Raw genomic sequence first — 22,655 nt, 5'->3', positions numbered from 1 at the left:
GGACACCTCATGAGCAACATTCTGATTATCAACGGTGCAAAAGAATTTGCGCACTCTAAAGGCCAACTGAATGACACCCTGACCGAGGTCGCGGACGGTTTTCTGCGCGACGCCGGGCATGATGTTAAGATCGTGCGCGCGGACAGCGATTACGATGTCAACGCGGAAGTGCAGAACTTCTTGTGGGCTGACGTGATTATCTGGCAAATGCCTGGCTGGTGGATGGGCGCCCCCTGGACCGTGAAAAAATACATGGATGATGTCTTCACCGAAGGCCATGGCGCACTGTACGCCAGCGACGGTCGCACCCGCTCCGACGCCTCCAAAAAATACGGTTCTGGCGGCCTGATTCAGGGCAAAAAATATATGCTGTCCCTGACCTGGAACGCACCGCTGGAAGCGTTCACCGAAAAAGATCAGTTCTTCGAAGGGGTGGGCGTTGACGGCGCATATCTGCCGTTCCACAAAGCTAACCAGTTCCTCGGAATGACGCCGCTGCCAACCTTTATCGTTAACGACGTCATCAAAATGCCTGACGTCCCGCGCTATATCGCAGAATATCGCAAGCATCTCGCGGAAATTTTTGCTTAACTGGTAACCTGGAATTAGAAGGAGTTAACCATGCTTACTGTTATTGCTGAAATCCGTACTCGTCCAGGCCAACATCACCGCCAGGCGGTGCTGGATGAGTTCGTGAAAATTATCCCCACTGTACTGAAGGAAGAAGGCTGCCACGGCTACGCGCCGATGGTCGACGCCACCACCACCGCCAGCTTCCAGGCTACTGCCCCAGACTCGATCATTATGATTGAGCAGTGGGAAACCGTGGCCCATCTTGAAGCCCACCTGCAGACCGCGCACATGAAAGCGTGGAGCGACGCGGTGAAGGGCGATGTGCTGGAAACGCATATCCGCATTCTGGAGCAAGGGGTGTAAGTTTACCCTGCTCCTGATTCCTGCCCTCCCCCTTCCGGGAGAGGGTCAGGGAGGCATATTACCAGTACAACTTCCAGCTTTGGGTAAACCTGACCAACGCCTCCACGTAGAAGTAGTCCCCCCAGCTCGCGCACTCGTCCACGCCTTTATTGCTTGCCAGATGATAAACGGAGTGCTTCAGCAGCCCAGTGCCCTTCTCATCTTTGCCCATCAGGTAGTGTTTCGTCAGTGACGACATCATTCCTTTTGCCCATTCAGAATACCGCTCGCGATCCGGATCGGTCACCGGCAGGTGCTTCACCAGCTCCAGCAGGCCACATACCGCAATCGCCGCCGAGGACGCGTCGCGTAGCGCATCCGTGCCGACCAGCGCCAGATCCCAGTGGCAGACGTAATCTTCCGGCAGACGGTTGAGGAAGTAGTTCGCCAGCCGTTTCGACAGGGCAATCATCGTCGCATCACCGGTATAGATGTAGCTCAACAGGAAGCCGTAAATTCCCCACGCCTGCCCGCGTGACCAGCAGGAGTCATCGGCATAGCCTTGCTGAGTATTGCCGTAGCGCGGCGCGCCGGTGTGCACATCCATATAGTAGGTGTGGAACGTTGAGGCATCTTCACGGATAAGGTACCTCGCTGCCTGCATCACGTGTGCTTTAGCAGCATCGGCAAAGCGCGGATCGCCCGTCTGTTCGCTCGCCCAGTAGAGCAGCGGCAGGTTCATATTGCAGTCGATAATCATCCGCCCGGCCTGTTCCGGGTCAGCCAGATCGCCCCACGCCTGAATAATTTTTGCCTTCTCGTGGAAGCGCTCCAGCAGCGCCTCCGCCGCCAGCAGCGAGAAGCCACGCGCCTCACGGTTACCGGTCAGTCGCCAGGCCGCCACGCAGGAGAGCGTATACAAAAAGCCCAGATCGTGGGTGTTAGTGTCGTGGCGCCCGGCGATACGCAGGCCAAACGAGCGCACATGTTTTTCCGCCATCGCGCGGAATTTCGCTTCGCCGCTCATCTCCCACGCCAGCCACAGCTGCCCGGTCCAGAAGCTGGTGGTCCACTCCACGTTGTCGGTCAGCGGATAAAAACCCTGCTGGCAGGTTTCCGCCGGGAACTGCTCACCAAACGCCGTTAAATGGCGGCTAATCAGCGCAAGGACATGGTCGCGTGCTGAACTCAGTTCATCGCGGAATACGCGCGAATCAACGGGCACGGGGATAGCGGGCAGGCGTTCCTCTGCGATACGACTTAACATATTTCGGTTCCTTCTTTGACGGCTTAATTATCGTGATGAGGGTTCTGCTACGTTCAGCGCGCGGGGGCCGCGCCATTTACTCTGGCAGGCAGATAACGTAAAGGCAGAAATAAACGTGAAGATCAGCGCCGTGGCGCCCATGATGATATAGGTGTTCTCGAAACCGATGCGGTCATACATATAGCCAGCAGGCGACGAGACCACGACATTGCCGACGTACAGCATCGCCTGATATCCCAGCAAATACATGGTGGCGTTAACACGCTTATCGAAATGTTCGGCAATATATTTAAAGACGGAGACCAGCAGCAGACAAATTTCCAGACCGTACAGCGGCTTAAGAATGGAAATTAACAGATGTGAATCACACAGACCGGAAATAATCAGACGCGCACCGACCACCAGCCCGACAATTAACAGCCCACGTTTGGCGCCAATAGCGTTCACCAGCAGCGGGATCACCATATACATGACAAACTCCATTCCCGACTGCACGGTCCCCAGATAACCAAACACCGCATTGCCCTGGTGAATATCATCAAAGAAGGTCACGAAATAGCGCGAAAACTGCTGCTCGGCGATAAACATCATCCACGCCACACCGGCCACGTACAGACAGAAGGCCCAGAATTTACGGTTACGCAGCAGCGCGTAAACGTCTGACGGGGCAATTTTCTCTTTCGTCAGCACTTCGCCGGCATGTGCGGAGTTAGTATTCACTTTCAGGCTCAACAGGACAATCAGCATCACCACCGATGCCACGCTGCCCATAATAAAGTTATACGCTGGCGAGAGATTAAACAGCAGGCCGGAGAAGGAGGACGCCACTGCCCAGCCAAGGGAGCCCCACATCCGGATCTGGCCAAATTCCATGCCATTTAAACGGCTAAACCGGTCAGAATAGGATTCGCACGCCGCCACGCCCGCATACCAGGCAAAGCTTAAATAGAGTGCGCCAATAATAATCCCCAGCAGCGTGTTGGACATTAACAGCGGCTGATAGACATAAATAAAGAACGGCGCCATCAGGGCAGACATTGCCACCACAAAATAGAGCAGGTATTTGCTCATGCCGATCTTATCGAGAATATAGCCATAGATGGGCTTCAGAATGACGGAGAAAATCCCGTTCACCGCAAATACGGTACCAATCACCGAACCACTGAGGTTCGCTTTCTGGCCTAACCAGATAGCCAGCAGGCCAATACTGGCAGACCAGGTAAAGAAATAGAGAAATATAAAACTGCTGATTTTGTAATATTCAGTTCTGTTTGTTGTAGCGGTCTTTTTCATATCATCCTCGCCGACGTGTAGGGTCAGAGTTTTTATAATGAGAACGACAGCTGTCGCTCACTGCCGGGCTCGCGGATAACAACCCGGTTCTCGCTAATATTCAGTTGTGGGACTGCCATAACCGGCTGGCTTTCGCCGGCGACGGCGGCACAACAGAGCCAGCTCTCCCCCTGCGCAAGCGTGGTTTTCAACAGCGGAATGGCAGCGCATTCCGGGAACATGATGCTGCTGTTCGGCGGTGTGACGATGCTGTCCGGTTCACGGCTAACCACCGGAGAGAGATCGACCAGCACGCTGGTGCCGTTACCGGCGACAAGCCAGCATCCGTTCTCACGGATCTGCGGTTCGGTGTTCATCACCGCAAAACCGCCCTCCGCCGTATTCAGTCGACGCGCGCTGTTGATACGGTGCAGGCGCAGGTGCCACTCACCAAACGGCACTTGCCAGGTTTCGATATGGACGTCATGCCACGGAGACCAGCGTGAGTAGAGATAATCTTCAGTGACCCGCACCGCTTCACATTCGCGGCGACCGCGGAAATAGTTATCCCCGTCTGCCAGCAGCAGCATGGAGTCGCAGGCGGCATGTTTCAGGCCAAACCGTCCGCGCTCAATCGTGAAACCAAAGCGGCTGGAGTAGGCAAATTTAGTGTATTTGGCTTCCGTATTAACGTAGTTATTCAGCTCAAGCTGCCCGGCGGTAAGCAGGGTGACGTGCTGCGACTGACCGGCATGCATCAGGATCTGCTGTGCATGCGGGATGACGCGTTTTTCCGCAAGCGCGGGCAGCGGCTGCTCTTCAGCCTGCCAGAACGGATGGTCCTCCGGCATCGCCAGAATCAGGTAGGTTTTCAGCGCCCAGTATGGCGAGCCGGGGGCGTTATAGTCCTCACACATCGCCAGGTTCGGATAAGCAAAACCGAGGGTCAGAATGCCGTCCCGATCGGTGATGGGCTGTTGCTGCCACCAGCGCAGATGGCGCAGCACGATGCCCTTCACAATCCCCGGCGTGAACACCTCCAGACCGGAAAAGGCGACGGCACTCCAGAAGGCGACCATTGCAAAGCGATAGGTCAGGCTGCGACCAAACGGTACCGAGGCACCGTCGGCGGCTGACCAGTAGATAAAGTCTTCGGCGAACAGGCGCGAACGCGCTCGCAGCACCTGCGCCCTCTCCTCGTCACCGCTCAGGGTGGCGTAAATCAGGCCGTAGAAATGGAATGCCATCGAGATGTAATAATCTTTCGGCCGCCCCGGCCCGTCGGAATACCAGCCATCGCCCAGGTAATAGGCTTCCATCATCGCAAACCGTCGGTCAATCGCCGTCTGGTCATACGGCAGCCCGGCGCGCTTAAAACCGAGCTGCACCATAATGGCAAAGTAGTTCCAGTTGCTGTCCGGCATTTGCGCATGGGTGATCTGGTTGAGCCATGCGTGCAGGTTCATGACCTCGCGCCCGGTGAAGTGCGCGGTGAGTTTATCCCCCAGCAGGGCAAGCCCCAGACCGTAGGCCGCCATCTCGACCAGACGCTGATCGTAGGGGCCGGTTTCGCCCCAGTAACCGTCACTGTGCGGATCGGTGCCGAATTTGATCGCGGTAAGGTATTTTTCGCAAAAGGGGCTGGCATCGCCGGATGCCAGCAGCGGAAACAGCCCCCATAACGCACGTGAGAGTCCCTCCATCTGCGCGATATCCGTGCTGTAATGCGCACAGGTTTCACCCAGCGAAAATCGTGAACTGCCCGGTGCAAACGCCTTATCCAGCGCACTCAACAGAGTATTCAATGACGCCACGATATCCTGGCGTGAAGACAACGGATTTGATTTTTCTTTATTTGCCGCCCACATACGCTCACCCTCGTAATCAACTGCGGCAAAGCATAGTGAATCCGCAAGGGGCAGAAATGTTAGCCATGTCACAGCTAAGAGCGATGAATAAACCCGCAGTTAAGAAAATTTAAAAAGGTGGTTTATAAAGAGATTCTGACGGGAAAAAGTTGAGTTTTATTGCACTATGCGCGACACGCCAACATCCGATCATCTGGAGCTGATTACCTTAAATGACACCGTGGTGTCGTTTAGCCGCCTGTTCGCCAATACGGTGCGCTATCACCACTGGCATCAGTGTCTGGAAATTCTCTATGTGGAAGAGGGCTTTGGCGTGGCGATTGTCGATAACCGTCATTACACCATGCGCCCCGGGCGGCTGTTTTTCTTCCCACCGTTTACCCTGCATAAGGTGATGGTGGACGAGAAGGCAGAAGCCCTTTACAGGCGCACCATTATTCATCTCGACCAGCATGCCGTACTGAAAACCCTGCGTGATTTTCCGCAGGCTCAGCAGCGTCTGCAGAAGCTGTCTCGTCGTGGCGGCGAGGCCTGGGTCGCTGACCTGGCGCATTGCCAGAAGCATATCGATTATATTCTTGGCTGTTATCAGCCGCCGCTGAATAGCGAAAACATTGCCGGGCTGTTGATTAGCCTGTTTGCCATGCTGCCGGATGATAACGACGGTGCCCCGGGGAGCAGTCAGGGGGTGGCAAGCCAGGTGATGTTCTGGCTGGATGAGCACTATCGGGAGAAATTTCGCCTGGATGCGCTGGCGGCTGAGCTGGGAAAATCACGCAGCTATGTATCGCGAAAATTCCATGCGGAAACAGGCGAGAAGATCCACGACTATCTGAATACGCTACGGCTGCGAAAAGCCTGCGAGTACTTGCTGCACAGCAATGCCAGCGTGCGTGAGATTGCCGCGCGGGTGGGATTTTCCGACGTGACGTGGTTTATCAGCGCTTTTAAAAAAGGGATTGGCGAGACGCCGCTGCAGTACCGGAAAAATCATGGCGCGGCGTGAACCCCTCACCCGCTCTTCTTGCCCGGTTTTAACCCGCGATGAAATTCGTTAATGCGCTTCATCGACCTGATGGTGCGCTGGGGCTCCGTTGACGCTACAGATAAAATGATCATCTCCAGACACAGCAGCACCGTGCCGTGGAGCGGAATTTTGCCCTTTTCACCGCCGCGCGGAACGTGGATCACCACGCTGGCCTCTTTGCTGAAGCGCGAGTCCGTAGCATTGGTCAGCAATATCGTGGGAATACCCAGCCGTTTCGCTTCACGCAGCGTGGTTTGTCCTTCCCGGTGGGCCGATTTTTGCGCCATCATCACCAGCACGTCGCCGCGCTGTAAGGCTATCAGTTGCTCTGCCAGACCAATGCCGGTGCGGTTGAGCGCAATAGCGGGCAGGCCGATACGGCTGAACAGCCGGGAAGTGTACTCGGCCAGAATGCCGGAAGCCCCAATCCCAAAGATCGCGACCTGACGTGCCTGCGCCAGCAACGATACCGCCTGCGCCATTGCGTAGCGGTTGTGCGGCTCGGATAGTACGTCACAGGTATGCTGATGCCCTTCCAGCACAAAATCGATGCTCGCGTTCACGTCGCTGGTGAGCGTATTCACCGTGGTGGACATTTTTTCGCTGGAGGAGACCACTGGCCCAAACCACTGCTCCAGAGTCTGCTTCAGGTCACGCAGCCCGGCAAAGCCAAGAGCCTGAATGGCGCGTACCACCGTAGCGTCCGAGGTTTTCAGCAACGCGGCAATCTCCATCGCCGTCTGCTCCATCACCGCTTCGCGGTTTTCATTGATGTAACGCGCAACCTGCAGCAGGCGCGGCGTGAGCTGGTGCCCCCGCGAGCGAAAGCGGTCGCCATAGACATCAACCCGGGCTTTGTCTTTTCTGATCACTGTGACGCCTCCGGCAGCGGTCGACCGACAATCTGCGACTGCACCTGGGCGGCCATCAGTCCTAAGGAGGCAAAGGAGTTCGAGATGGCCTCTTCACGGGAGATCAGTATGTAGTGGCCGGTGCGACAGGCATTGAGGAACTGACACCAGCCAGGCATCACAGCATCCATCGCTGCCAGCTCATCCTGCGGTTTGCCGCCGGTATCCCCGCGCCAGGTGGCAAAGACAAAATCTGCATCCAGCTCGGGCAGACGCTCGGCGCTGACGTCAATTCGACCGCCGTCAGGGATGGACTCAATCAGCGGCGGGAATGTGAATCCTGCGTCGCGCAGCACGCGCCCCAGCGAGTGGTAGCTGTGCATGGCGTTGATTTTGCCCTGGTTGGCCTGTATCACCGACACGGTGATGTTGCGGGTGTCGATGGTCGCTTTCAGGGCGTTAATCTGCTCCTGATAGCGACGTTCAAGGATCTTCAGCCGGGCTTCAGTGCCCGTGAGCTGTGCCAGCTTGCGGTAGATCTCCGGCGCGCCGCCATCGAGATGATCGATACTCACCGTCGGGGCAATTTTCTCCAGCTGTTCAACCGGCGTGTTACGGGTCGGTTCGGTGATGATCAGATCCGGCTTTGCAGCGGCGATGGCCTCGATGTCGATATCCGCGGAGCCGATAAATTTGATGTCGGCGTTATCAAAATCAACGCCCGTCAGCATGCCGCTGGCGCGCAGAAAATGGCTACCGTCCGGCCGCGTGCGCCCGTGGCTTGCCACTGGCGGCACGCCGAGCTCAATCAGCGGAATGGTGATATCCAGATCGTGCAGCGAGACAATCCGCTTTGGGTGAAGGGGCACAGTCACCTTGCGGTTCAGATCGTCGGTAAACGTCTGCGTCGGCTCCGCCGCACTCACGGTAAACCCCACCAGCAACAACATCGAAAAAAGTATACGCATCTCCATCCCCTAAAATCTGTCCCGTCGCTGCCAGAGCAGCAGCAGGAAAAACGGTCCGCCAATCAATGAAATGACTACGCCTGCCGGCAGCTGCAGCGGCAGGAAAGCCAGACGTCCGACGTTATCTGCCAGCAGAACCAGCAGCGCACCCAGCACGGCACTTCCCGCCAGCAGCGCGGTTTGTCCGCCGCGCAGCAGCAGGCGTGCCATATGTGGCGCAATCAGTCCCACAAAACCGATACTGCCCACGCAGGAGACGCAGGCCGCGGTCAGCACCACCGGGGCAAGCACGCGCAGCAGCGCCAGCCGTGAGGTGTGTACGCCAAGCCCCGTTGCGGTGGGGTTGCCCATCAGGGCCACGTCTGCGGCGCGCGCGGTCAACAGCAATAGCGCAAATGCCGGCAGCGTCCAGGCTGCCGCAATGACCACCAGCGTCCAGTTTGCTGCATGCAGGCTTCCCGCCAGCCACAGCATCGCCGTCTGCACGTCACGCACGTCGGCGGTGGTCATGAAGACCCCCATTGCCGCGGCAAACGCCCAGGAAACGCCGATCCCCGTCAGGATAAATCGCGGCCGCGAAATATCGCGCGCCAGCGCCACCACCAGCAGCGCGGTGAGTATGCCCCCCGCCATTCCCGCCAGCGGTCGCCAGGCCAGGCTGAGCGCCGGGAACTGAAAAATCAGCACCAGCACCGCCGCGCTACATCCCTCTTTCACGCCGATAAGCCCCGGGTCGGCAAGGCCATTACGAGTGACAGACTGCATCGCTGCCCCCGCCATGCCGAGCATGGCACCGCATAACACCGCCATCAGCAGACGCGGCAGGCGGATATCCATCACGATGTAGCGCGTATCCGCCTCCAGACTTTGCGGATACAGCAGCGCCCGTCCGATGGCCGACGTCGGGATCGGCAGCGAGCCGTGCGTCAGGCCAAACCCGAGCAGGATAAAGGCCGCGAGCGAAATCAGCGCAAGGCAGGCCAGCGCCCTCGGGCGTACCAGCGTAGAAAAGGTGCCAATACGCAACGCGCGCAGTCCGGCCCGGCTCATTTGAACGCCCTCGAGGCCATAAAGATAAAGACGGGAGCACCGACCAGCGCGGTCATAATGCCGGTCGCCAGTTCATAAGGGGTAAACAGCGTGCGGGCGGCGAGATCCGCCAGCAGCAAAACCAACCCTCCACACAGGGCTGAAAGCGGCACCATCACGCGCAGATCCACCGTCACCAGACGCCGTATCAGCTGTGGCACCACGAGGCCAATAAAACCAATCGGCCCGGCAACGGAGACTGCCGCGCCGCACAGCAGCGCGATTGCCAGCAGCGCGAACAGGCGCGTCCTGAGAAGCGATACGCCAAGCCCCTGGGCCATCCGATCCCCCAGTGCCAGCATATTGAGTGACCGCGACAGCCAGAGCGCAAGGGCGAAACCCGCGCCAGCGGCCCACGAAGCGCTGCGAAGCGTTCTTTCTGTTATTCCGGCCAAATCCCCCGCCAGCCAGGTGCGTAAGGCGAGAAGCGTCTGCTCATCAAGGATCAGGACCGTGGCGGTAATCGAGGAGGCGAACGCCGACATCGCCACCCCGCACAAGGTGACTTTCATCGGCGTCAACCCGCCGCGTCCCGAAGAGGAGAGCATCAGTACCAGCAGAAACAGCGCGGCGGCGCCGGCGGCGGCAATCAGCGGGCGACCAAACGGCAGGGTGAACCCGAGTGCGCTTGTCAGCACGACGGCCAGCGCGGCACCGGCATTCAGCCCCAGAATATGCGGCTCGCCCAGCGGGTTACGAATAACGGACTGCAGCAAGACGCCTGCCACGCCAAGTGCAGCGCCGGTCAGCATGGCCGCAAGGAGGCGTAACAGGCGCAGCCTGATAATGATGTTATGGTCGAAATTGCGCGGGTCGAAATCGACAAAAGCCTGCACGACCGTCAGGGGAGAAATAACGCGCGCGCCCGTGCCCAGGTGTGCAATTGCGCCCATCACCAGCAGTAGCGCAAAGAGCAGAAAAGCCAGTGACGTTCGCATCATGATTTTTCTGCGACCTGGCGAAACGGCATGAAGAACGGTTTGCCGGTGAGCGGATTAACTGACATATGTACGTCAACCTCAAACACCGCTTTGATCAGTTCCGGCGTACAGGTATCACCCTCGTGAAGCACGCCCTCTACTTTCCCCTGGCGTAAAAAGACCAGGGAATCACCGTAGTTCACCGCGAAGTTAAGATCGTGCAGCACCACCACGACGGTGCGCCCGTGCTGACGGGTCAGCGTATGCAGCAGTTCAAGGATTTCCACCTGATAGCGGAGGTCAAGAAACGTTGTCGGCTCGTCGAGCAGGATATAGGGCGTTTGCTGCGCCAGCGCCATCGCAATCCAGCAGCGCTGACGCTGGCCGCCGGAAAGGCTTTCCACCGGCAAATGGGCAAACTCCGCCGTACCGGTCAGGCGCAGTGCCTCTTCCACGGCCTGCTCGTCTTCGTCACTCCACTGGCGCATAAAATTTTGCCAGGGGAAACGCCCGCGCGAAACCAGTTCAAACACGGTTAACCCTTCCGGCAACAGCGGTGACTGCGGCAGAATGCCCAGCTGACGGGCGACCGCTTTGGTTGGCTGTTGATGAATGGCTTTGCCATCCAGCAGCGCAGCTCCCCCGAGCGGTTGCAGCAGACGTGCGATCGTGCTCAGTAGCGTGGATTTTCCACAGCCGTTCGCGCCCACCAGAACGGTTATTTTCTGTGGGGGGATCGCAAGCGAGATCTCATCGACGATGATTTTTTTCTGATAGCCAGCAGAGAGGTTTTCAAGAACCAGCCCTGACTTATTCGTGTTGTGAGCCACGTGAACGCCAACTTAATAAAAAACTAACAAATAAAAATAAAACTCATTCTCTTTTGAGAGTTTGCCGCTGCGCCATGTAGTAGTCAAGAGAAGAAACACCCTTAAAACCCCAGGGTTATCGTGCAGGAACGGGAAAACCGCCAAACGCATTAATTAATTTATTTTCAACAGGTTAATTACTTACCTCGCTAAGCATCAGAGCGGAAGTACCGCTGTAGTCGATTTTTGCTTTTTTCCATTTACTACTACATCAGCGCATGATTGAATGATTCTCAATTACATGTTCGATGCCAGCGATGGCTAACGAGCAGACCGTAAAGGGCAATGACTCACACATTCTTCCGTGACGCTTCATTCGCGGGATATTTCGGGAAAACAGATGTAATGGCTACGTTCACTCCTTCACTCTCTGGGGTAAAAGGGCGCGCGCTCTTTTCACTGCTGTTTATGGCGCCGCTGGTGCAGGCAGCAGACAACACTGCGGCTCAGGACGGTGAAACGCTTACCGTCACCGCCGATCCTAATGCCGTGGCCGATGCCACCAACGGCTATCAGCCGCTGAACACCTCCACCGCCACACTGACCAATATGCCGATGCTGGATATCCCGCAGGTGGTAAATACTGTCAGCGATAAAGTGCTGGAAGATCAGCACGCTACCACGCTGGATGAAGCCCTCTATAACGTCAGTAACGTGGTGCAGACCAACACGCTGGGCGGCACGCAGGATGCGTTTGTACGCCGTGGATTTGGCGCGAACCGCGACGGTTCAATCATGACCAACGGCCTGCGCACCGTGCTGCCGCGCAGCTTTAACGCGGCCACCGAGCGTGTGGAAGTCCTCAAGGGACCGGCCTCAACGCTGTACGGCATCCTCGATCCGGGAGGGCTTATCAATGTGGTCACCCGACGCCCGGAAAAACAGTTTGGCGGTTCGATCTCGGGCACCTCCTCAAGTTTTGGCGGCGGTACCGGCCAGGTCGATGTCACGGGTCCCATTGAAGGAACGCGCCTGGCTTACCGCCTGACGGGCGAGTACCAGGACGAAGATTACTGGCGAAGTTTCGGCAAGGCGCGCAGCACCTTTATCGCGCCCTCGCTGACCTGGTTTGGCGATGACGCCACCGTGACCGTGCTCTATTCACATCGTGATTATAAGACGCCGTTCGATCGCGGCACGATCTTCGATCTCACGACCAAACAGCCGGTGAATGTTGACCGTAAAACCCGGTTTGACGAGCCGTTCAACATTACCGATGGCCAGTCCGATCTGGCGCAGCTCAACGCGGAATACCGCCTTAACAGCCAGTGGACAGCGAAGTTCGATTACAGCTACAGCCAGGATAAATACAGCGATAACCAGGCGCGGGTGATGGCCTATGACGCGAAAACCGGCAACCTGACCCGCCGTGTCGATGCGACGCAAGGATCAACGCAGCGCATGCATTCCACCCGTGCAGACCTGCAGGGGAACGTGGATATCGCGGGCTTTTACAATGAGATCCTGACCGGCGTGTCGTATGAGAATTACGACCTGCTGCGCACGGATATGATTCGCTGTAAGAATGTTAAAGATTTCAATATTTACCATCCGTCTTACGGCAATCTGAGCAAGTGTACGACCGTTTCCGCCGCGGACAGCGATCAGACGCTCAAACAGGAGAGTTACTCCGCTTACGCTCAGGACGCCCTGTACCTGACGGATAAATGGATTGCCGTCGCGGGGTTGCGTTATCAGTATTACACCCAGTACGCGGGCAAGGGCCGGCCATTCAACGTCAATACCGACAGCCGCGACGACCAGTGGACGCCGAAGCTGGGGCTGGTCTACAAGCTCACGCCATCCGTCTCGCTGTTTGCGAACTACGCCCAGACGTTTATGCCGCAATCGTCCATCGCGAGCTACATTGGCGACCTGCCACCAGAAACGTCCAATGCCTACGAAGTCGGCGCTAAATTTGACCTGTTCAACGGTATTACCGCCAACATCGCGTTGTTTGATATCCACAAGCGCAACGTGCTGTACACCGAAAGCGTGGCGGGTGAAAACATTGCTAAAACCGCTGGCCGCGTGCGCTCGCAGGGCGTGGAAGTGGATCTGGCAGGCTCTCTGACCGAGAACACCAATATTATTGCCAGCTATGGCTACACCGACGCGAAAGTGCTGGAAGACCCGGATTATGCCGGCAAACCGCTGCCAAACGTGCCGCGCCATACCGGTTCGCTGTTCCTGACGTACGATATTCACAATGTCATCGGCGGGAATACCCTGACAATTGGCGGCGGTGGACACGGCGTGAGCCGTCGCTCCGCGACCAACGGTGCGGATTATTATTTGCCAGGGTACGTTGTTGCTGATGCCTTTGCGGCCTATAAAATGAAGCTACAGTATCCGGTGACGCTTCAGGTCAACGTGAAGAACCTGTTTGATAAGACCTACTACACCTCGTCGATTGCGACCAATAACCTCGGCAACCAGCCAGGCGATCCGCGTGAAGTGCAGTTTACGGTGAAGATGGAATTTTGATGTAAAAAAGCCCGGTGGCGCTAGCGCCTACCGGGCCTTCGTTCCAACCCCTCTCCCGGTGGGAGAGGAGTAAAGAGAGGGCATCAGGCCTCAATATCCGCCATATCGCCTTTTTCCTGCAGCCAGTTGCGTCGGTCTTCCGAACGCTTCTTGGCAAGCAGCATATCCATCATGGCGTTGGTTTGCTGTTCGTCTTCGTCGCTGATGGTCAATTGCACCAGGCGGCGGGTGTTTGGATCCAGCGTGGTTTCGCGCAACTGCATCGGGTTCATCTCGCCCAGCCCTTTAAAGCGCTGCACGTTCGGTTTGCCCTTCTTACGCTTGAGCTGTTCCAGTACGCCCGCTTTTTCCTCTTCCGTCAGCGCGTAGTAGACCTCTTTGCCGAGGTCGATACGGTAGAGCGGCGGCAGCGCCACGTGGACGTGACCGTTTTTCACCAGCGTCCTGAAGTGCTTCACAAACAGCGCGCACAGCAGCGTAGCGATGTGCAGACCATCGGAGTCCGCATCCGCGAGGATACAGATCTTACCGTAGCGCAGCTGGCTCAGATCGTCGCTGTCCGGATCGATGCCGATCGCAACGGAGATATCATGCACTTCCTGCGAGGCCAGCACTTCATCCGACGACACTTCCCAGGTGTTCAGGATCTTACCCTTGAGCGGCATGATCGCCTGATATTCACGATCGCGCGCCTGCTTGGCAGAGCCTCCTGCCGAGTCCCCTTCCACGAGGAACAGTTCGGTGCGGTTCAGATCCTGCGCAGTACAGTCCGCCAGCTTGCCCGGAAGCGCCGGGCCACTGGTCAGTTTTTTACGTACCACCTTCTTGGCAGCACGCAGGCGTCGCTGGGCGCTGGAAATGGCCATTTCTGCCAGCATCTCGGCGGCCTGCACGTTCTGGTTCAGCCACAGGGTGAAAGCATCTTTGACCACGCCGGAGACGAACGCCGCACACTGACGTGAGGACAAACGTTCTTTGGTCTGACCGGCGAACTGCGGATCCTGCATCTTCACCGACAGGACGTAGGCGCAGCGATCCCAGATATCTTCCGCCGACAGCTTCACGCCGCGGGGCAGAATGTTGCGGTATTCGCAGAACTCGCGCATTGCATCCAGCAGCCCCTGACGCAGACCGTTGACGTGCGTACCGCCAAGCATGGTCGGGATCAGGTTGACGTAGCTTTCGGTCAGCAGCTCGCCGCCTTCCGGCAGCCACAACAGCGCCCAGTCCACCGCTTCCGTATCACCGGTGAAATTACCGACAAACGGTTTTTCCGGCAGGGTTGGCAGGCCGTTAACGGCTTCGCACAGATAGTCGTTTAGACCGTCTTCATAGCGCCAGGTCTGTTCGGTGTTGTTGACGTTATCTTTAAAGGTAATTTCCACGCCAGGGCACAGTACCGCTTTGGCTTTCAGCAGGTGCGTCAGGCGTGAAACAGAGAAACGAGGACTGTCAAAGAAGCTTTCGTCAGGCCAGAAGTGGACGCTGGTCCCGGTATTGCGCTTGCCGCACGTGCCGACGACCTGCAGATCCTGCACCTTCTCGCCGTTTTCAAAGGCGATGTTATACACCTGACCGTCGCGGCGGACATTGACTTCCACGCGTCTGGACAGGGCGTTAACCACGGAGATCCCCACGCCGTGCAAACCACCCGAGAACTGGTAGTTTTTGTTGGAGAACTTACCGCCCGCATGAAGACGACAGAGGATCAGCTCAACGGCTGGCACCCCCTCTTCCGGGTGGATATCCACCGGCATGCCGCGTCCGTCGTCGATGACTTCCAGCGACTGATCGGCATGGAGGATGACGTCAACGCGTTTGGCATGGCCAGCCAGCGCTTCATCCACACTGTTATCAATAACTTCCTGGCCCAGATGGTTTGGGCGTGTCGTATCGGTGTACATCCCAGGGCGGCGGCGAACCGGCTCAAGCCCGGTGAGTACCTCAATGGCATCAGCGTTATAGGTTTGCGTCATGATTTAAACTAGCAGTTCGCATTGATTGTCAGTGGCTGTGCAGTCCAAGAAAATCGACAATCTGGGTGAAATGATTCTCAAAGCCCGTGAAAGCATGGTTTCCGCCTTCTTCTATAGTCTGGCGGCAGGATGCGTAATACGCCACTGCCTGGCGGTAATCCAGCACTTCATCACCCGTCTGTTGCAGCAACCAGATAAGATCGGGCGCTTCAAGCGGGTCTACCTGCATAACTTTGAGATCGTAAATATGGCGTGACTCTAGCACATATTGTTGGCCGGTGTAGGGGTTCTCGTTTTGCCCGAGAAAGTCCCGCAGCAGCTCAAATGGCCGAACCGCCGGGTTAACCACCACCGCAGGCAGCATAAAACATTGCGAGAGCCAGGTGGCGTAATATCCGCCCAGCGAAGAACCGACCACGCCGAACGATTCGCCGCCGTGTTCCATCACTACCGATTCCAGCATTTCTGCGGCTTCCGCCGGGTAAGGCGGCAGTTGAGGGATAATCATCTCAACGTGCGGGTGATGTTCGCTCAGCCACTGGCGAAACTGCGTCGCTTTCGCGGAACGCGGCGAACTGTTGAATCCGTGCAGATAGAGGAGCGTAGACATCAATAGCCTTCTGAAGCGGTGTCCGGGCGGAATTTTGCGCCGGTTAAACGGCAGACTTCCGTGGTGAGCAGGCCATCGGGATGCAGTTCGAGCCAGCGCCAGCCCGGTGCGATGGTGTCCAGGGTAAAGTTTGCGCAATGCGGCTTGAACTGAACGCAGGTCGAGGGCGTGGCCAGCAGTCGGCGGCCATTCCAGTCGAGATCCTGTTCCTGATGAATGTGTCCGCACAGGAGATTCTGCACCCGCGGGAATTTCGCCAGCACTCTGTCCAGAGCGGCAGAGTTGCGCAGGCTGTGTTGATCAAGCCAGCTACAGCCCGCCGGCAAAGGATGATGATGCAGCAACAGCAGCGTATGACGTTCAGGTTCGGCAGACAATTTGGTCTCAAGCCAGTCGAGTTGAAAGTCGCTTAACTCACCGTGTGGGACGCCAAAGACCTGGCTGTCCAGCAGCAGGATCTGCCAGTGGTCACCCACAAAAACACATTTTGCCGGAGAGATCCCCGCATCCTGCAGAGAGCTGTACATGGCAGGCTGGAAATCGTGATTTCCCGGTAGCCAGACGCAAGGCACGCTAAAACTCGCGATGCCTTCAGCGAAATGCTGGTAGGCCGCGGAGGATTGGTCCTGCGCCAGATCGCCCGTCGCGACAATCAGATCGCATGGGCGATTTTCAGCGTGAATGGCGCTAAGTACCGCCTGATAGCTCTCCCAGGTATTCACCCCAAGCAGAGTTTCATGCTTTTCGGCAAAAAGGTGGGTATCGGTGATTTGTAATATCCTGACTGGTGCCCCACCAGCAACAGTCAGGTTCAACAGGCTTTCCAAATGGTGTCCTTAGGTAGGTTTATGACGCTAACAAACCGGAATCGCCATTGCTCCATGTGCTAAACAATATCTTAGCCAGTCGGCTAAAAACTGGTTAATTTGATGCTTTTCGTCGCGTTGATGCAACTTTTTATTCGGATAATCATACCGCGCTTTGAAGCGAAAGATCTGCTGGCTTGAACACACTTCAGCGACCATCGCGTCATGGTAAAGGCGCACCGTCATCGACGGCAGGCTCCAGTAGCTAATGCTGGGCGCCGTTTGTTCAATTTCGACAAGCGTAGTGTAGCGCGTTGATTCTGTTATCGTTAATCGATACTGCGCGTTGCTCACCTGATAGCTCACCGTTTCGCCGGGTGCGTCGTTTTTCGGCAGCAGGCGGCGCAATTGTGCGAAATTGGTTTCGCACAGGCGCATCATTTCTGGGAAGTCAGGTGTATAACGCTTCATTTTTTCCACTCGTTTCGTAAAGTCTGATAATGCAGTTGCAGCCATTGCAGAGCGATGACAGACGCTGCGTTGTCGATTTTCCCCTCTTCTACCCACTGATAAGCCTGCTCCCGACTCACCACATGAACCCGAATATCTTCGTTTTCATCTGCCAGACCGTGGATCCCTTCCGCCGTCGTGGCGTCCACTTCGCCCACCATAATGGACAAGCGCTCGCTGGTGCCGCCTGGGCTTGCCAGATAACTCAGCACCGGTTTTGTCCGGCCAACCACCAGCCCCGCCTCTTCCAGCGCCTCGCGGCGGGCAACGTCTTCGACCGATTCGCCCTCTTCAATCATGCCGGCCACCATCTCCAGCAGCCAGGGGCTGACGCTGACGTCATACGCGGCAATACGGATCTGCTCCACCAGCACGACTTCATCACGCACTGGGTCAAAGGGTAGCAAGACTGCCGCATGCCCGCGCTCAAAAATTTCGCGTCTGATTTCACCGCTCATTTCGCCGTTAAACAGGCGATGCCTGAAACGGTAAAGTTCCATTGAAAAAAAACCGCTATAAAGCGTTTCTCGTGCAATAATTTCTACATCGTTTTTCGCGAATGTCACGGGCAAGTTTTCTGGTTTTTGCATGAGTCGAGTCCTGGTAGCAATGGTGATGAAATTATGAATTTCAAGGCTGTTTGGCTGCCGTTTGTAAGGCTATATGGTAGATTGGTGCAAATTACCGCCAGATGGCACGTAACGCCAACCTTTTGGTATGGAAGATTCTGTTAGAATCGGCAATTATTTTTTAATTAGATCAGCGCTAATACTGCTTCACAACAAGGAATGCAAATGAAGAAATTGCTCCCCATCCTTATCGGCCTGAGCCTGACGGGCTTCAGTGCAATGAGCCAGGCGGAAAACCTGTTACAGGTCTACCAGCAGGCACGTCTGGGCAACCCTGATTTACGTAAATCAGCGGCCGATCGTGATGCTGCGTTTGAAAAGATTAACGAAGCGCGTAGCCCATTGCTGCCACAGTTAGGTTTAGGTGCAGATTATACCTACAGCAACGGCTTCCGCGACGCCAATGGCGTTAACTCCAATGCTACCAGCGCCTCACTGCAATTAACACAGACGCTGTTTGATATGTCCAAATGGCGCGCCCTGACCCTGCAGGAAAAGAGCGCGGGCATCCAGGATGTGACGTATCAGACCGATCAGCAGACGCTGATCCTGAACACCGCCACCGCATACTTCAACGTGCTGAGCGCAATTGACTCGCTCTCCTACACCGAAGCGCAGAAACAGGCGATTTACCGCCAGTTAGATCAAACCACCCAGCGTTTCAACGTGGGTCTGGTGGCAATCACTGACGTTCAGAACGCCCGTTCACAATACGATAGCGTCCTGGCCAACGAAGTGACCGCACGTAATAACCTCGATAACGCGCTGGAATCCCTGCGTCAGGTTACCGGGAATTACTACCCTGAGCTGGCGTCGCTGAACGTCGACAGCTTCAAAACGGATAAACCGCAGGCCGTTAACGCCCTGCTGAAAGAAGCGGAAAACCGCAACCTGACGTTACTGCAGGCGCGTCTGAGCCAGGATTTGGCCCGCGAGCAAATCCGTCAGGCACAGGACGGCCACCTGCCGACCCTGAGCCTGAGCGCGTCTACCGGCGTGTCTGATACCACTTACAGTGGTTCTAAAACGAACACGTCCCAGTACGACGACAGCAACATGGGTCAGAACAAAGTGGGTCTGAACTTCTCGCTGCCACTGTACCAGGGCGGCCAGGTGACCTCTCAGGTGAAACAGGCGCAGTACAACTTTGTTGGCGCGAGCGAACAGCTGGAAAGTGCCCACCGCAACGTGGTACAGACCGTTCGTTCGTCCTTCAACAACGTGAATGCCTCTATCAGCAGCATCAACGCCTACAAACAGGCCGTTGTGTCTGCGCAGAGCTCTCTTGATGCCATGGAAGCGGGTTACTCCGTGGGTACGCGTACCATCGTTGACGTCCTGGACGCAACCACCACGCTGTACAACGCGAAACAGCAGCTCTCCAGCGCACGTTATCAGTACCTGATTAACCAGCTGAACATCAAACAGGCGCTGGGTACGTTGAACGAGCAGGATCTGCAGATGCTGAACAGCACCCTGGGTAAACCTGTCTCTACTTCTCCGGAAAATGTTGCGCCAGAGAACCCTGAGCAGGTTGCCGCCGTTGATAACTTCAACGGTAACGGTGCTGCACCTGCCGCGCAGCCAGCTGCCGCACGTACGACTGCACCCGCCAGCAGCGGTAACAATCCGTTCCGCAATTAAGCATGTCATCGGGCCCACTGCGGCCTGATGCCCTCGCCATACCCCTCTCCTTTCGGGAGAGGGCGTACGCAAATCACACCTGAACGTAAGCCAACGTAAAGATCCCCCTCATTCCGGCCATCATCGCTTCATTTTCAACCACTCATCCTCTATCCTGAGCGTTATTACCACTGGGTCCAGGAAGACAACGATGAAACGGACAAAATCTATCAATCACGCTTCGTTCCGCAAAAGCTGGAACGCGCGTCATCTCACCCCTGTTGCGCTGGCCGTCACGGCTGTCTTTATGCTGGCAGGCTGTGAGAAAAGCGATGAAACAGTTTCGCTTTATCAAAACGCGGACGACTGTTCTGCTGCAACCGGCAACGCCGCAGAATGTAAAACGGCATATACCAACGCCCTGAAAGAGGCGGAACGCACTGCGCCGAAATATGCTTCACGTGAAGACTGCGTGGCAGAGTTCGGTGAAGGTCAGTGCCAGCAGGCACCGGCTCAGGCAGGCACGGCCCCTGAAAACCAGGCACAGGCCCAGTCCAGCGGCAGTTTCTGGATGCCGCTGATGGCAGGTTACATGATGGGCCGCCTGATGAGTGGTGGTGCGGGTTACCAGCAGCAGCCGCTGTTTAGCTCGAAAAACCCGGCCAGCCCGGCTTATGGTCAATATACCGATGCCAGCGGCAAAGGCTATGGCGCAGCCACCCCTGGCCGCTCCGTAACCGTACCGAAAACGGCGATGGCTCCGAAACCCGCGACCACCAGCACCATTACCCGTGGCGGGTTCGGTGAGTCTGTGGCGAAACAGACCAGCATGCAGCGTAGCGCGTCAGGCACGTCCACTCGCTCAATGGGCGGCTGATCATGGAACGAGTCAGTATCACCGAGCGCCCGGACTGGCGCGAAAAAGCGACCGAATACGGTTTTAACTTCCACACGATGTACGGCGAGCCATACTGGTGTGAAGACGCTTACTACAAGCTCACGCTTGCCCAGGTTGAGAAACTGGAAGAGGTGACCGCCGAGCTGCACCAGATGTGCCTGAAAGTGGTGGATAAAGTCATCGACAGCGACGCGCTGATGGCGAAGTTCCGCATTCCGAAGCACACCTGGAGTTTCGTCCGCCAGTCGTGGAAAACCCACCAGCCTTCGCTTTACTCACGTCTGGATCTGGCGTGGGACGGCGTGGGCGATCCTAAACTTCTGGAAAACAATGCTGATACGCCAACCTCGCTGTACGAAGCGGCGTTCTTCCAGTGGATCTGGCTGGAAGACCAGGCCAATGCCGGCAACCTGCCGCAAGGCAGCGACCAGTTCAACAGCCTGCAGGAAAAGCTGATTGAGCGTTTCGCCGAACTGCGCGAACAGCATGGTTTTAATCTGCTGCACCTTGCCTGCTGCCGCGACACGGAAGAAGACCGTGGCACGGTGCAATATCTGCAGGACTGCGCGGCCGAAGCTGAAGTGGCGACCGAGTTTCTCTATATCGAAGATATCGGCCTGGGTGAGAAAGGTCAGTTTACTGACCTGCAGGATCAGGTGATAAGCAACCTGTTCAAGCTCTACCCGTGGGAATACATGCTGCGTGAAATGTTCTCCACCAAGCTGGAAGACGCCGGCGTGCGCTGGCTGGAGCCGGCATGGAAGAGCATTATCTCCAACAAAGCCCTGCTGCCGATGCTGTGGGAGATGTTCCCGAACCATCCGAACCTGCTGCCGGCTTACTTTGCGGAAGACGATCACCCGCCGATGGAGAAATACGTCGTTAAACCGATCTTCTCCCGCGAAGGGGCGAACGTGTCGATTATCGAAAATGGCAAAACGCTGGAAGCCGTTGAAGGGCCTTACGGCGAGGAAGGAATGATCGTCCAGGCGTTTTATCAACTGCCGAAGTTTGGTGACAGCTATACCCTGATTGGCAGCTGGCTCATCAACGATCAGCCAGCCGGGATTGGCATCCGCGAAGATCGCGCGCTGATCACGCAGGATCTGTCACGGTTCTATCCGCACATTTTCGTCGAGTGATCGGGTGTGCCGGGGTGCGAGCGGAAGCCCTCACCCCGGCCCTTTCTCTTTGGGAAAGGCATGCATACGTTATCCAATCTGCACCGACAACATACTTAAGCTTCCCATCTCAATGCCATCGACCGGTATGCTGATCGGCTCCTGACCATCCCACGCGCCCAGTACATACAGCAACGGCAGGAAGTGTTCCGGCGTCGGGTTAGAGAGTGAACCGCCTTCGTGATCCAGATAGTTCACCAGCGGATGCTCCTCAACCGGCCCTTGCCAGGTCAGATTTGCTTTCACGTAATCGTTAAAAGATGTCGCCCACGGGTATGGCGTGTTCTCACCGTGCCAGCGCGCTGTACGCAGGTTGTGTACCACGTTGCCGCTTGCGATCAGCATGATGCCCTCGTCGCGTAAGGTCGCCAGTTTTCGCCCCATCTCCAGGTGCCAGGCCGCCGGTTTAGTGCTGTCGATACTCAACTGCACCATTGGGATGTCCGCCTCGGGATACATCTTTATCAGTACGCCCCACGAGCCATGGTCAAAGCCCCAGGCTTCGTTATCCAGCGCCACAGGCACAGGCGCGAGTAATTCCACCAGCTGTCGGGCCAGCGCTGGCGAGCCGGGTGCCGGATAGTGCGTGTCGTACAACGCCTGCGGGAAGCCACCGAAATCATGAATGGTTTTTGGCGTTTCCATTGCGGTCACGCCCGTGCCCCGGGTAAACCAGTGCGCAGACACCACCACAATCGCTTTCGGACGCGGTAGCGTCTCGCCCAGATGACGCCATACTCGGGTATAGACGTTGTCTTCCAGAACGTTCATTGGGCTACCGTGGCCTAAAAACAGTGCTGGCATACGGGAAGAAGTCATGGTGATATCCTTACAGAAGGTGTCGATTTAATGGTTCTACATTACGCGCAATCTCGCCCGGATGAACGCT

At 56.6% G+C, this 22,655-nt stretch carries 21 protein-coding genes; 7 read left to right on the top strand and 14 right to left on the bottom strand.

The window, feature by feature from the left end:
* Window positions 1–9: 9 nt before the first annotated feature.
* Window positions 10–591: an NAD(P)H-dependent oxidoreductase gene (locus AAIR21_RS07500; RefSeq protein WP_020883651.1), complete on the top strand. Its 582-nt coding sequence runs from the start codon at window positions 10–12 to the stop codon at window positions 589–591.
* A 30-nt stretch (window positions 592–621) separates the two neighbouring features.
* A complete protein-coding gene (locus AAIR21_RS07495) occupies window positions 622–936 on the top strand; it encodes a putative quinol monooxygenase (RefSeq protein ID WP_014171627.1) in 315 nt (104 codons plus the stop codon).
* Between the two features lie 58 nt (window positions 937–994).
* Here the strand turns inward: AAIR21_RS07495 and AAIR21_RS07490 are convergent, their stop codons facing one another.
* From AAIR21_RS07490 to AAIR21_RS07480, 3 genes are read right to left on the bottom strand one after another with little or no spacing between them, the layout of a single operon-like run.
* Window positions 995–2,182 carry a glycoside hydrolase family 88 protein gene (locus tag AAIR21_RS07490; protein ID WP_020883650.1) on the bottom strand — a complete coding sequence of 396 codons (1,188 nt, stop codon included), beginning with the start codon at window positions 2,180–2,182 and terminating at the stop codon, window positions 995–997.
* A gap of 27 nt (window positions 2,183–2,209) precedes the next feature.
* The gene (locus AAIR21_RS07485; RefSeq protein ID WP_025203155.1) at window positions 2,210–3,475 is read right to left on the bottom strand and encodes an oligosaccharide MFS transporter; all 1,266 of its coding nucleotides are present in this window, start codon (window positions 3,473–3,475) and stop codon (window positions 2,210–2,212) included.
* 32 nt (window positions 3,476–3,507) lie between these two features.
* Complete coding sequence (locus AAIR21_RS07480; RefSeq protein WP_183516712.1) at window positions 3,508–5,322, bottom strand: DUF2264 domain-containing protein; 1,815 nt, start codon at window positions 5,320–5,322, stop codon at window positions 3,508–3,510.
* A 166-nt stretch (window positions 5,323–5,488) separates the two neighbouring features.
* Here AAIR21_RS07480 and AAIR21_RS07475 point away from each other — a divergent pair, with 166 nt between their 5' ends.
* Window positions 5,489–6,328, top strand: a complete 840-nt coding sequence (locus AAIR21_RS07475; RefSeq protein WP_183516713.1) for an AraC family transcriptional regulator — start codon at window positions 5,489–5,491, stop codon at window positions 6,326–6,328.
* A gap of 5 nt (window positions 6,329–6,333) precedes the next feature.
* Here AAIR21_RS07475 and AAIR21_RS07470 read toward each other — a convergent pair whose 3' ends face one another.
* From AAIR21_RS07470 to AAIR21_RS07450, 5 genes are read right to left on the bottom strand one after another with little or no spacing between them, the layout of a single operon-like run.
* Window positions 6,334–7,221 (bottom strand): MurR/RpiR family transcriptional regulator, encoded by an 888-nt coding sequence (locus AAIR21_RS07470; RefSeq protein WP_014171632.1) that lies wholly within the window; start codon window positions 7,219–7,221, stop codon window positions 6,334–6,336.
* The gene (locus AAIR21_RS07465) at window positions 7,218–8,168 is read right to left on the bottom strand and encodes an iron-siderophore ABC transporter substrate-binding protein (RefSeq protein WP_032680282.1); all 951 of its coding nucleotides are present in this window, start codon (window positions 8,166–8,168) and stop codon (window positions 7,218–7,220) included. The genes AAIR21_RS07470 and AAIR21_RS07465 overlap by 4 nt, the downstream gene beginning before the upstream one ends.
* A 9-nt stretch (window positions 8,169–8,177) precedes the next feature.
* Window positions 8,178–9,218: a FecCD family ABC transporter permease gene (locus AAIR21_RS07460; RefSeq protein WP_032680281.1), complete on the bottom strand. Its 1,041-nt coding sequence runs from the start codon at window positions 9,216–9,218 to the stop codon at window positions 8,178–8,180.
* Window positions 9,215–10,198, bottom strand: a complete 984-nt coding sequence (locus AAIR21_RS07455) for a FecCD family ABC transporter permease (protein WP_032680280.1) — start codon at window positions 10,196–10,198, stop codon at window positions 9,215–9,217. The genes AAIR21_RS07460 and AAIR21_RS07455 overlap by 4 nt, the downstream gene beginning before the upstream one ends.
* Window positions 10,195–11,007: an ABC transporter ATP-binding protein gene (locus AAIR21_RS07450; protein WP_014171637.1), complete on the bottom strand. Its 813-nt coding sequence runs from the start codon at window positions 11,005–11,007 to the stop codon at window positions 10,195–10,197. The genes AAIR21_RS07455 and AAIR21_RS07450 overlap by 4 nt, the downstream gene beginning before the upstream one ends.
* A gap of 384 nt (window positions 11,008–11,391) precedes the next feature.
* Between AAIR21_RS07450 and AAIR21_RS07445 the strand changes: the two genes are divergently transcribed.
* On the top strand, window positions 11,392–13,533 hold the full coding sequence (locus AAIR21_RS07445; RefSeq protein WP_183516714.1) for a TonB-dependent siderophore receptor: 2,142 nt from the start codon (window positions 11,392–11,394) through the stop codon (window positions 13,531–13,533).
* 83 nt (window positions 13,534–13,616) lie between these two features.
* Here AAIR21_RS07445 and parE read toward each other — a convergent pair whose 3' ends face one another.
* The 5 genes from parE to nudF are packed head-to-tail and all read right to left on the bottom strand — an operon-like array spanning window position 13,617 to window position 18,025.
* The gene (gene parE, locus AAIR21_RS07440) at window positions 13,617–15,509 is read right to left on the bottom strand and encodes a DNA topoisomerase IV subunit B (RefSeq protein ID WP_020883640.1); all 1,893 of its coding nucleotides are present in this window, start codon (window positions 15,507–15,509) and stop codon (window positions 13,617–13,619) included.
* 28 nt (window positions 15,510–15,537) lie between these two features.
* Entirely contained in the window at window positions 15,538–16,119 is a 582-nt protein-coding gene (gene yqiA, locus AAIR21_RS07435) for an esterase YqiA (protein ID WP_025203008.1), read from the bottom strand.
* The gene (gene cpdA / locus AAIR21_RS07430; protein WP_014171641.1) at window positions 16,119–16,946 is read right to left on the bottom strand and encodes a 3',5'-cyclic-AMP phosphodiesterase; all 828 of its coding nucleotides are present in this window, start codon (window positions 16,944–16,946) and stop codon (window positions 16,119–16,121) included. Before cpdA ends, yqiA begins: the two co-directional genes overlap by 1 nt.
* Before the next feature lie 27 nt (window positions 16,947–16,973).
* Window positions 16,974–17,396, bottom strand: a complete 423-nt coding sequence (locus AAIR21_RS07425) for a DUF1249 family protein (protein WP_014833293.1) — start codon at window positions 17,394–17,396, stop codon at window positions 16,974–16,976.
* Entirely contained in the window at window positions 17,393–18,025 is a 633-nt protein-coding gene (gene nudF, locus AAIR21_RS07420; protein WP_032680277.1) for an ADP-ribose diphosphatase, read from the bottom strand. Before nudF ends, AAIR21_RS07425 begins: the two co-directional genes overlap by 4 nt.
* Before the next feature lie 204 nt (window positions 18,026–18,229).
* On the opposite strand from nudF, the gene tolC reads away from it, so the two are divergent.
* The 3 genes from tolC (at window position 18,230) to AAIR21_RS07405 (ending at window position 21,727) form a co-directional block, all read left to right on the top strand.
* Window positions 18,230–19,708: an outer membrane channel protein TolC gene (tolC, locus tag AAIR21_RS07415; protein WP_020883637.1), complete on the top strand. Its 1,479-nt coding sequence runs from the start codon at window positions 18,230–18,232 to the stop codon at window positions 19,706–19,708.
* 190 nt (window positions 19,709–19,898) lie between these two features.
* Entirely contained in the window at window positions 19,899–20,564 is a 666-nt protein-coding gene (locus AAIR21_RS07410; RefSeq protein WP_014171645.1) for a DUF1190 family protein, read from the top strand.
* 2 nt (window positions 20,565–20,566) lie between these two features.
* Complete coding sequence (locus tag AAIR21_RS07405) at window positions 20,567–21,727, top strand: glutathionylspermidine synthase family protein (RefSeq protein ID WP_014171646.1); 1,161 nt, start codon at window positions 20,567–20,569, stop codon at window positions 21,725–21,727.
* A 69-nt stretch (window positions 21,728–21,796) separates the two neighbouring features.
* Here the strand turns inward: AAIR21_RS07405 and ygiD are convergent, their stop codons facing one another.
* A complete protein-coding gene (ygiD, locus tag AAIR21_RS07400; RefSeq protein ID WP_020883636.1) occupies window positions 21,797–22,585 on the bottom strand; it encodes a 4,5-DOPA dioxygenase extradiol in 789 nt (262 codons plus the stop codon).
* Window positions 22,586–22,655 lie beyond the last annotated feature (70 nt).

The sequence above is a fragment of the Enterobacter sp. PTB genome, assembly GCF_051130085.1.
In the GTDB taxonomy this organism is placed as follows: Bacteria; Pseudomonadota; Gammaproteobacteria; order Enterobacterales; family Enterobacteriaceae; genus Enterobacter; species Enterobacter ludwigii.
This window is presented reverse-complemented; position numbering and strand designations above follow the sequence as displayed.

What these genes read in the sequence shown, in the direction of transcription:
- AAIR21_RS07500 (WP_020883651.1), top strand. Translation starts at nt 10, where the DNA reads ATGAGCAACATTCTGATTATCAACGGTGCAAAAGAATTTGCGCACTCT.
- AAIR21_RS07495 (WP_014171627.1), top strand. Translation starts at nt 622, where the DNA reads ATGCTTACTGTTATTGCTGAAATCCGTACTCGTCCAGGCCAACATCAC.
- AAIR21_RS07490 (WP_020883650.1), bottom strand. Translation starts at nt 2,182, where the DNA reads ATGTTAAGTCGTATCGCAGAGGAACGCCTGCCCGCTATCCCCGTGCCC.
- AAIR21_RS07485 (WP_025203155.1), bottom strand. Translation starts at nt 3,475, where the DNA reads ATGAAAAAGACCGCTACAACAAACAGAACTGAATATTACAAAATCAGC.
- AAIR21_RS07480 (WP_183516712.1), bottom strand. Translation starts at nt 5,322, where the DNA reads ATGTGGGCGGCAAATAAAGAAAAATCAAATCCGTTGTCTTCACGCCAG.
- AAIR21_RS07475 (WP_183516713.1), top strand. Translation starts at nt 5,489, where the DNA reads ATGCGCGACACGCCAACATCCGATCATCTGGAGCTGATTACCTTAAAT.
- AAIR21_RS07465 (WP_032680282.1), bottom strand. Translation starts at nt 8,168, where the DNA reads ATGCGTATACTTTTTTCGATGTTGTTGCTGGTGGGGTTTACCGTGAGT.
- AAIR21_RS07460 (WP_032680281.1), bottom strand. Translation starts at nt 9,218, where the DNA reads ATGAGCCGGGCCGGACTGCGCGCGTTGCGTATTGGCACCTTTTCTACG.
- AAIR21_RS07455 (WP_032680280.1), bottom strand. Translation starts at nt 10,198, where the DNA reads ATGATGCGAACGTCACTGGCTTTTCTGCTCTTTGCGCTACTGCTGGTG.
- AAIR21_RS07445 (WP_183516714.1), top strand. Translation starts at nt 11,392, where the DNA reads ATGGCTACGTTCACTCCTTCACTCTCTGGGGTAAAAGGGCGCGCGCTC.
- parE (WP_020883640.1), bottom strand. Translation starts at nt 15,509, where the DNA reads ATGACGCAAACCTATAACGCTGATGCCATTGAGGTACTCACCGGGCTT.
- yqiA (WP_025203008.1), bottom strand. Translation starts at nt 16,119, where the DNA reads ATGTCTACGCTCCTCTATCTGCACGGATTCAACAGTTCGCCGCGTTCC.
- AAIR21_RS07425 (WP_014833293.1), bottom strand. Translation starts at nt 17,396, where the DNA reads ATGAAGCGTTATACACCTGACTTCCCAGAAATGATGCGCCTGTGCGAA.
- nudF (WP_032680277.1), bottom strand. Translation starts at nt 18,025, where the DNA reads ATGCAAAAACCAGAAAACTTGCCCGTGACATTCGCGAAAAACGATGTA.
- tolC (WP_020883637.1), top strand. Translation starts at nt 18,230, where the DNA reads ATGAAGAAATTGCTCCCCATCCTTATCGGCCTGAGCCTGACGGGCTTC.
- AAIR21_RS07410 (WP_014171645.1), top strand. Translation starts at nt 19,899, where the DNA reads ATGAAACGGACAAAATCTATCAATCACGCTTCGTTCCGCAAAAGCTGG.
- AAIR21_RS07405 (WP_014171646.1), top strand. Translation starts at nt 20,567, where the DNA reads ATGGAACGAGTCAGTATCACCGAGCGCCCGGACTGGCGCGAAAAAGCG.
- ygiD (WP_020883636.1), bottom strand. Translation starts at nt 22,585, where the DNA reads ATGACTTCTTCCCGTATGCCAGCACTGTTTTTAGGCCACGGTAGCCCA.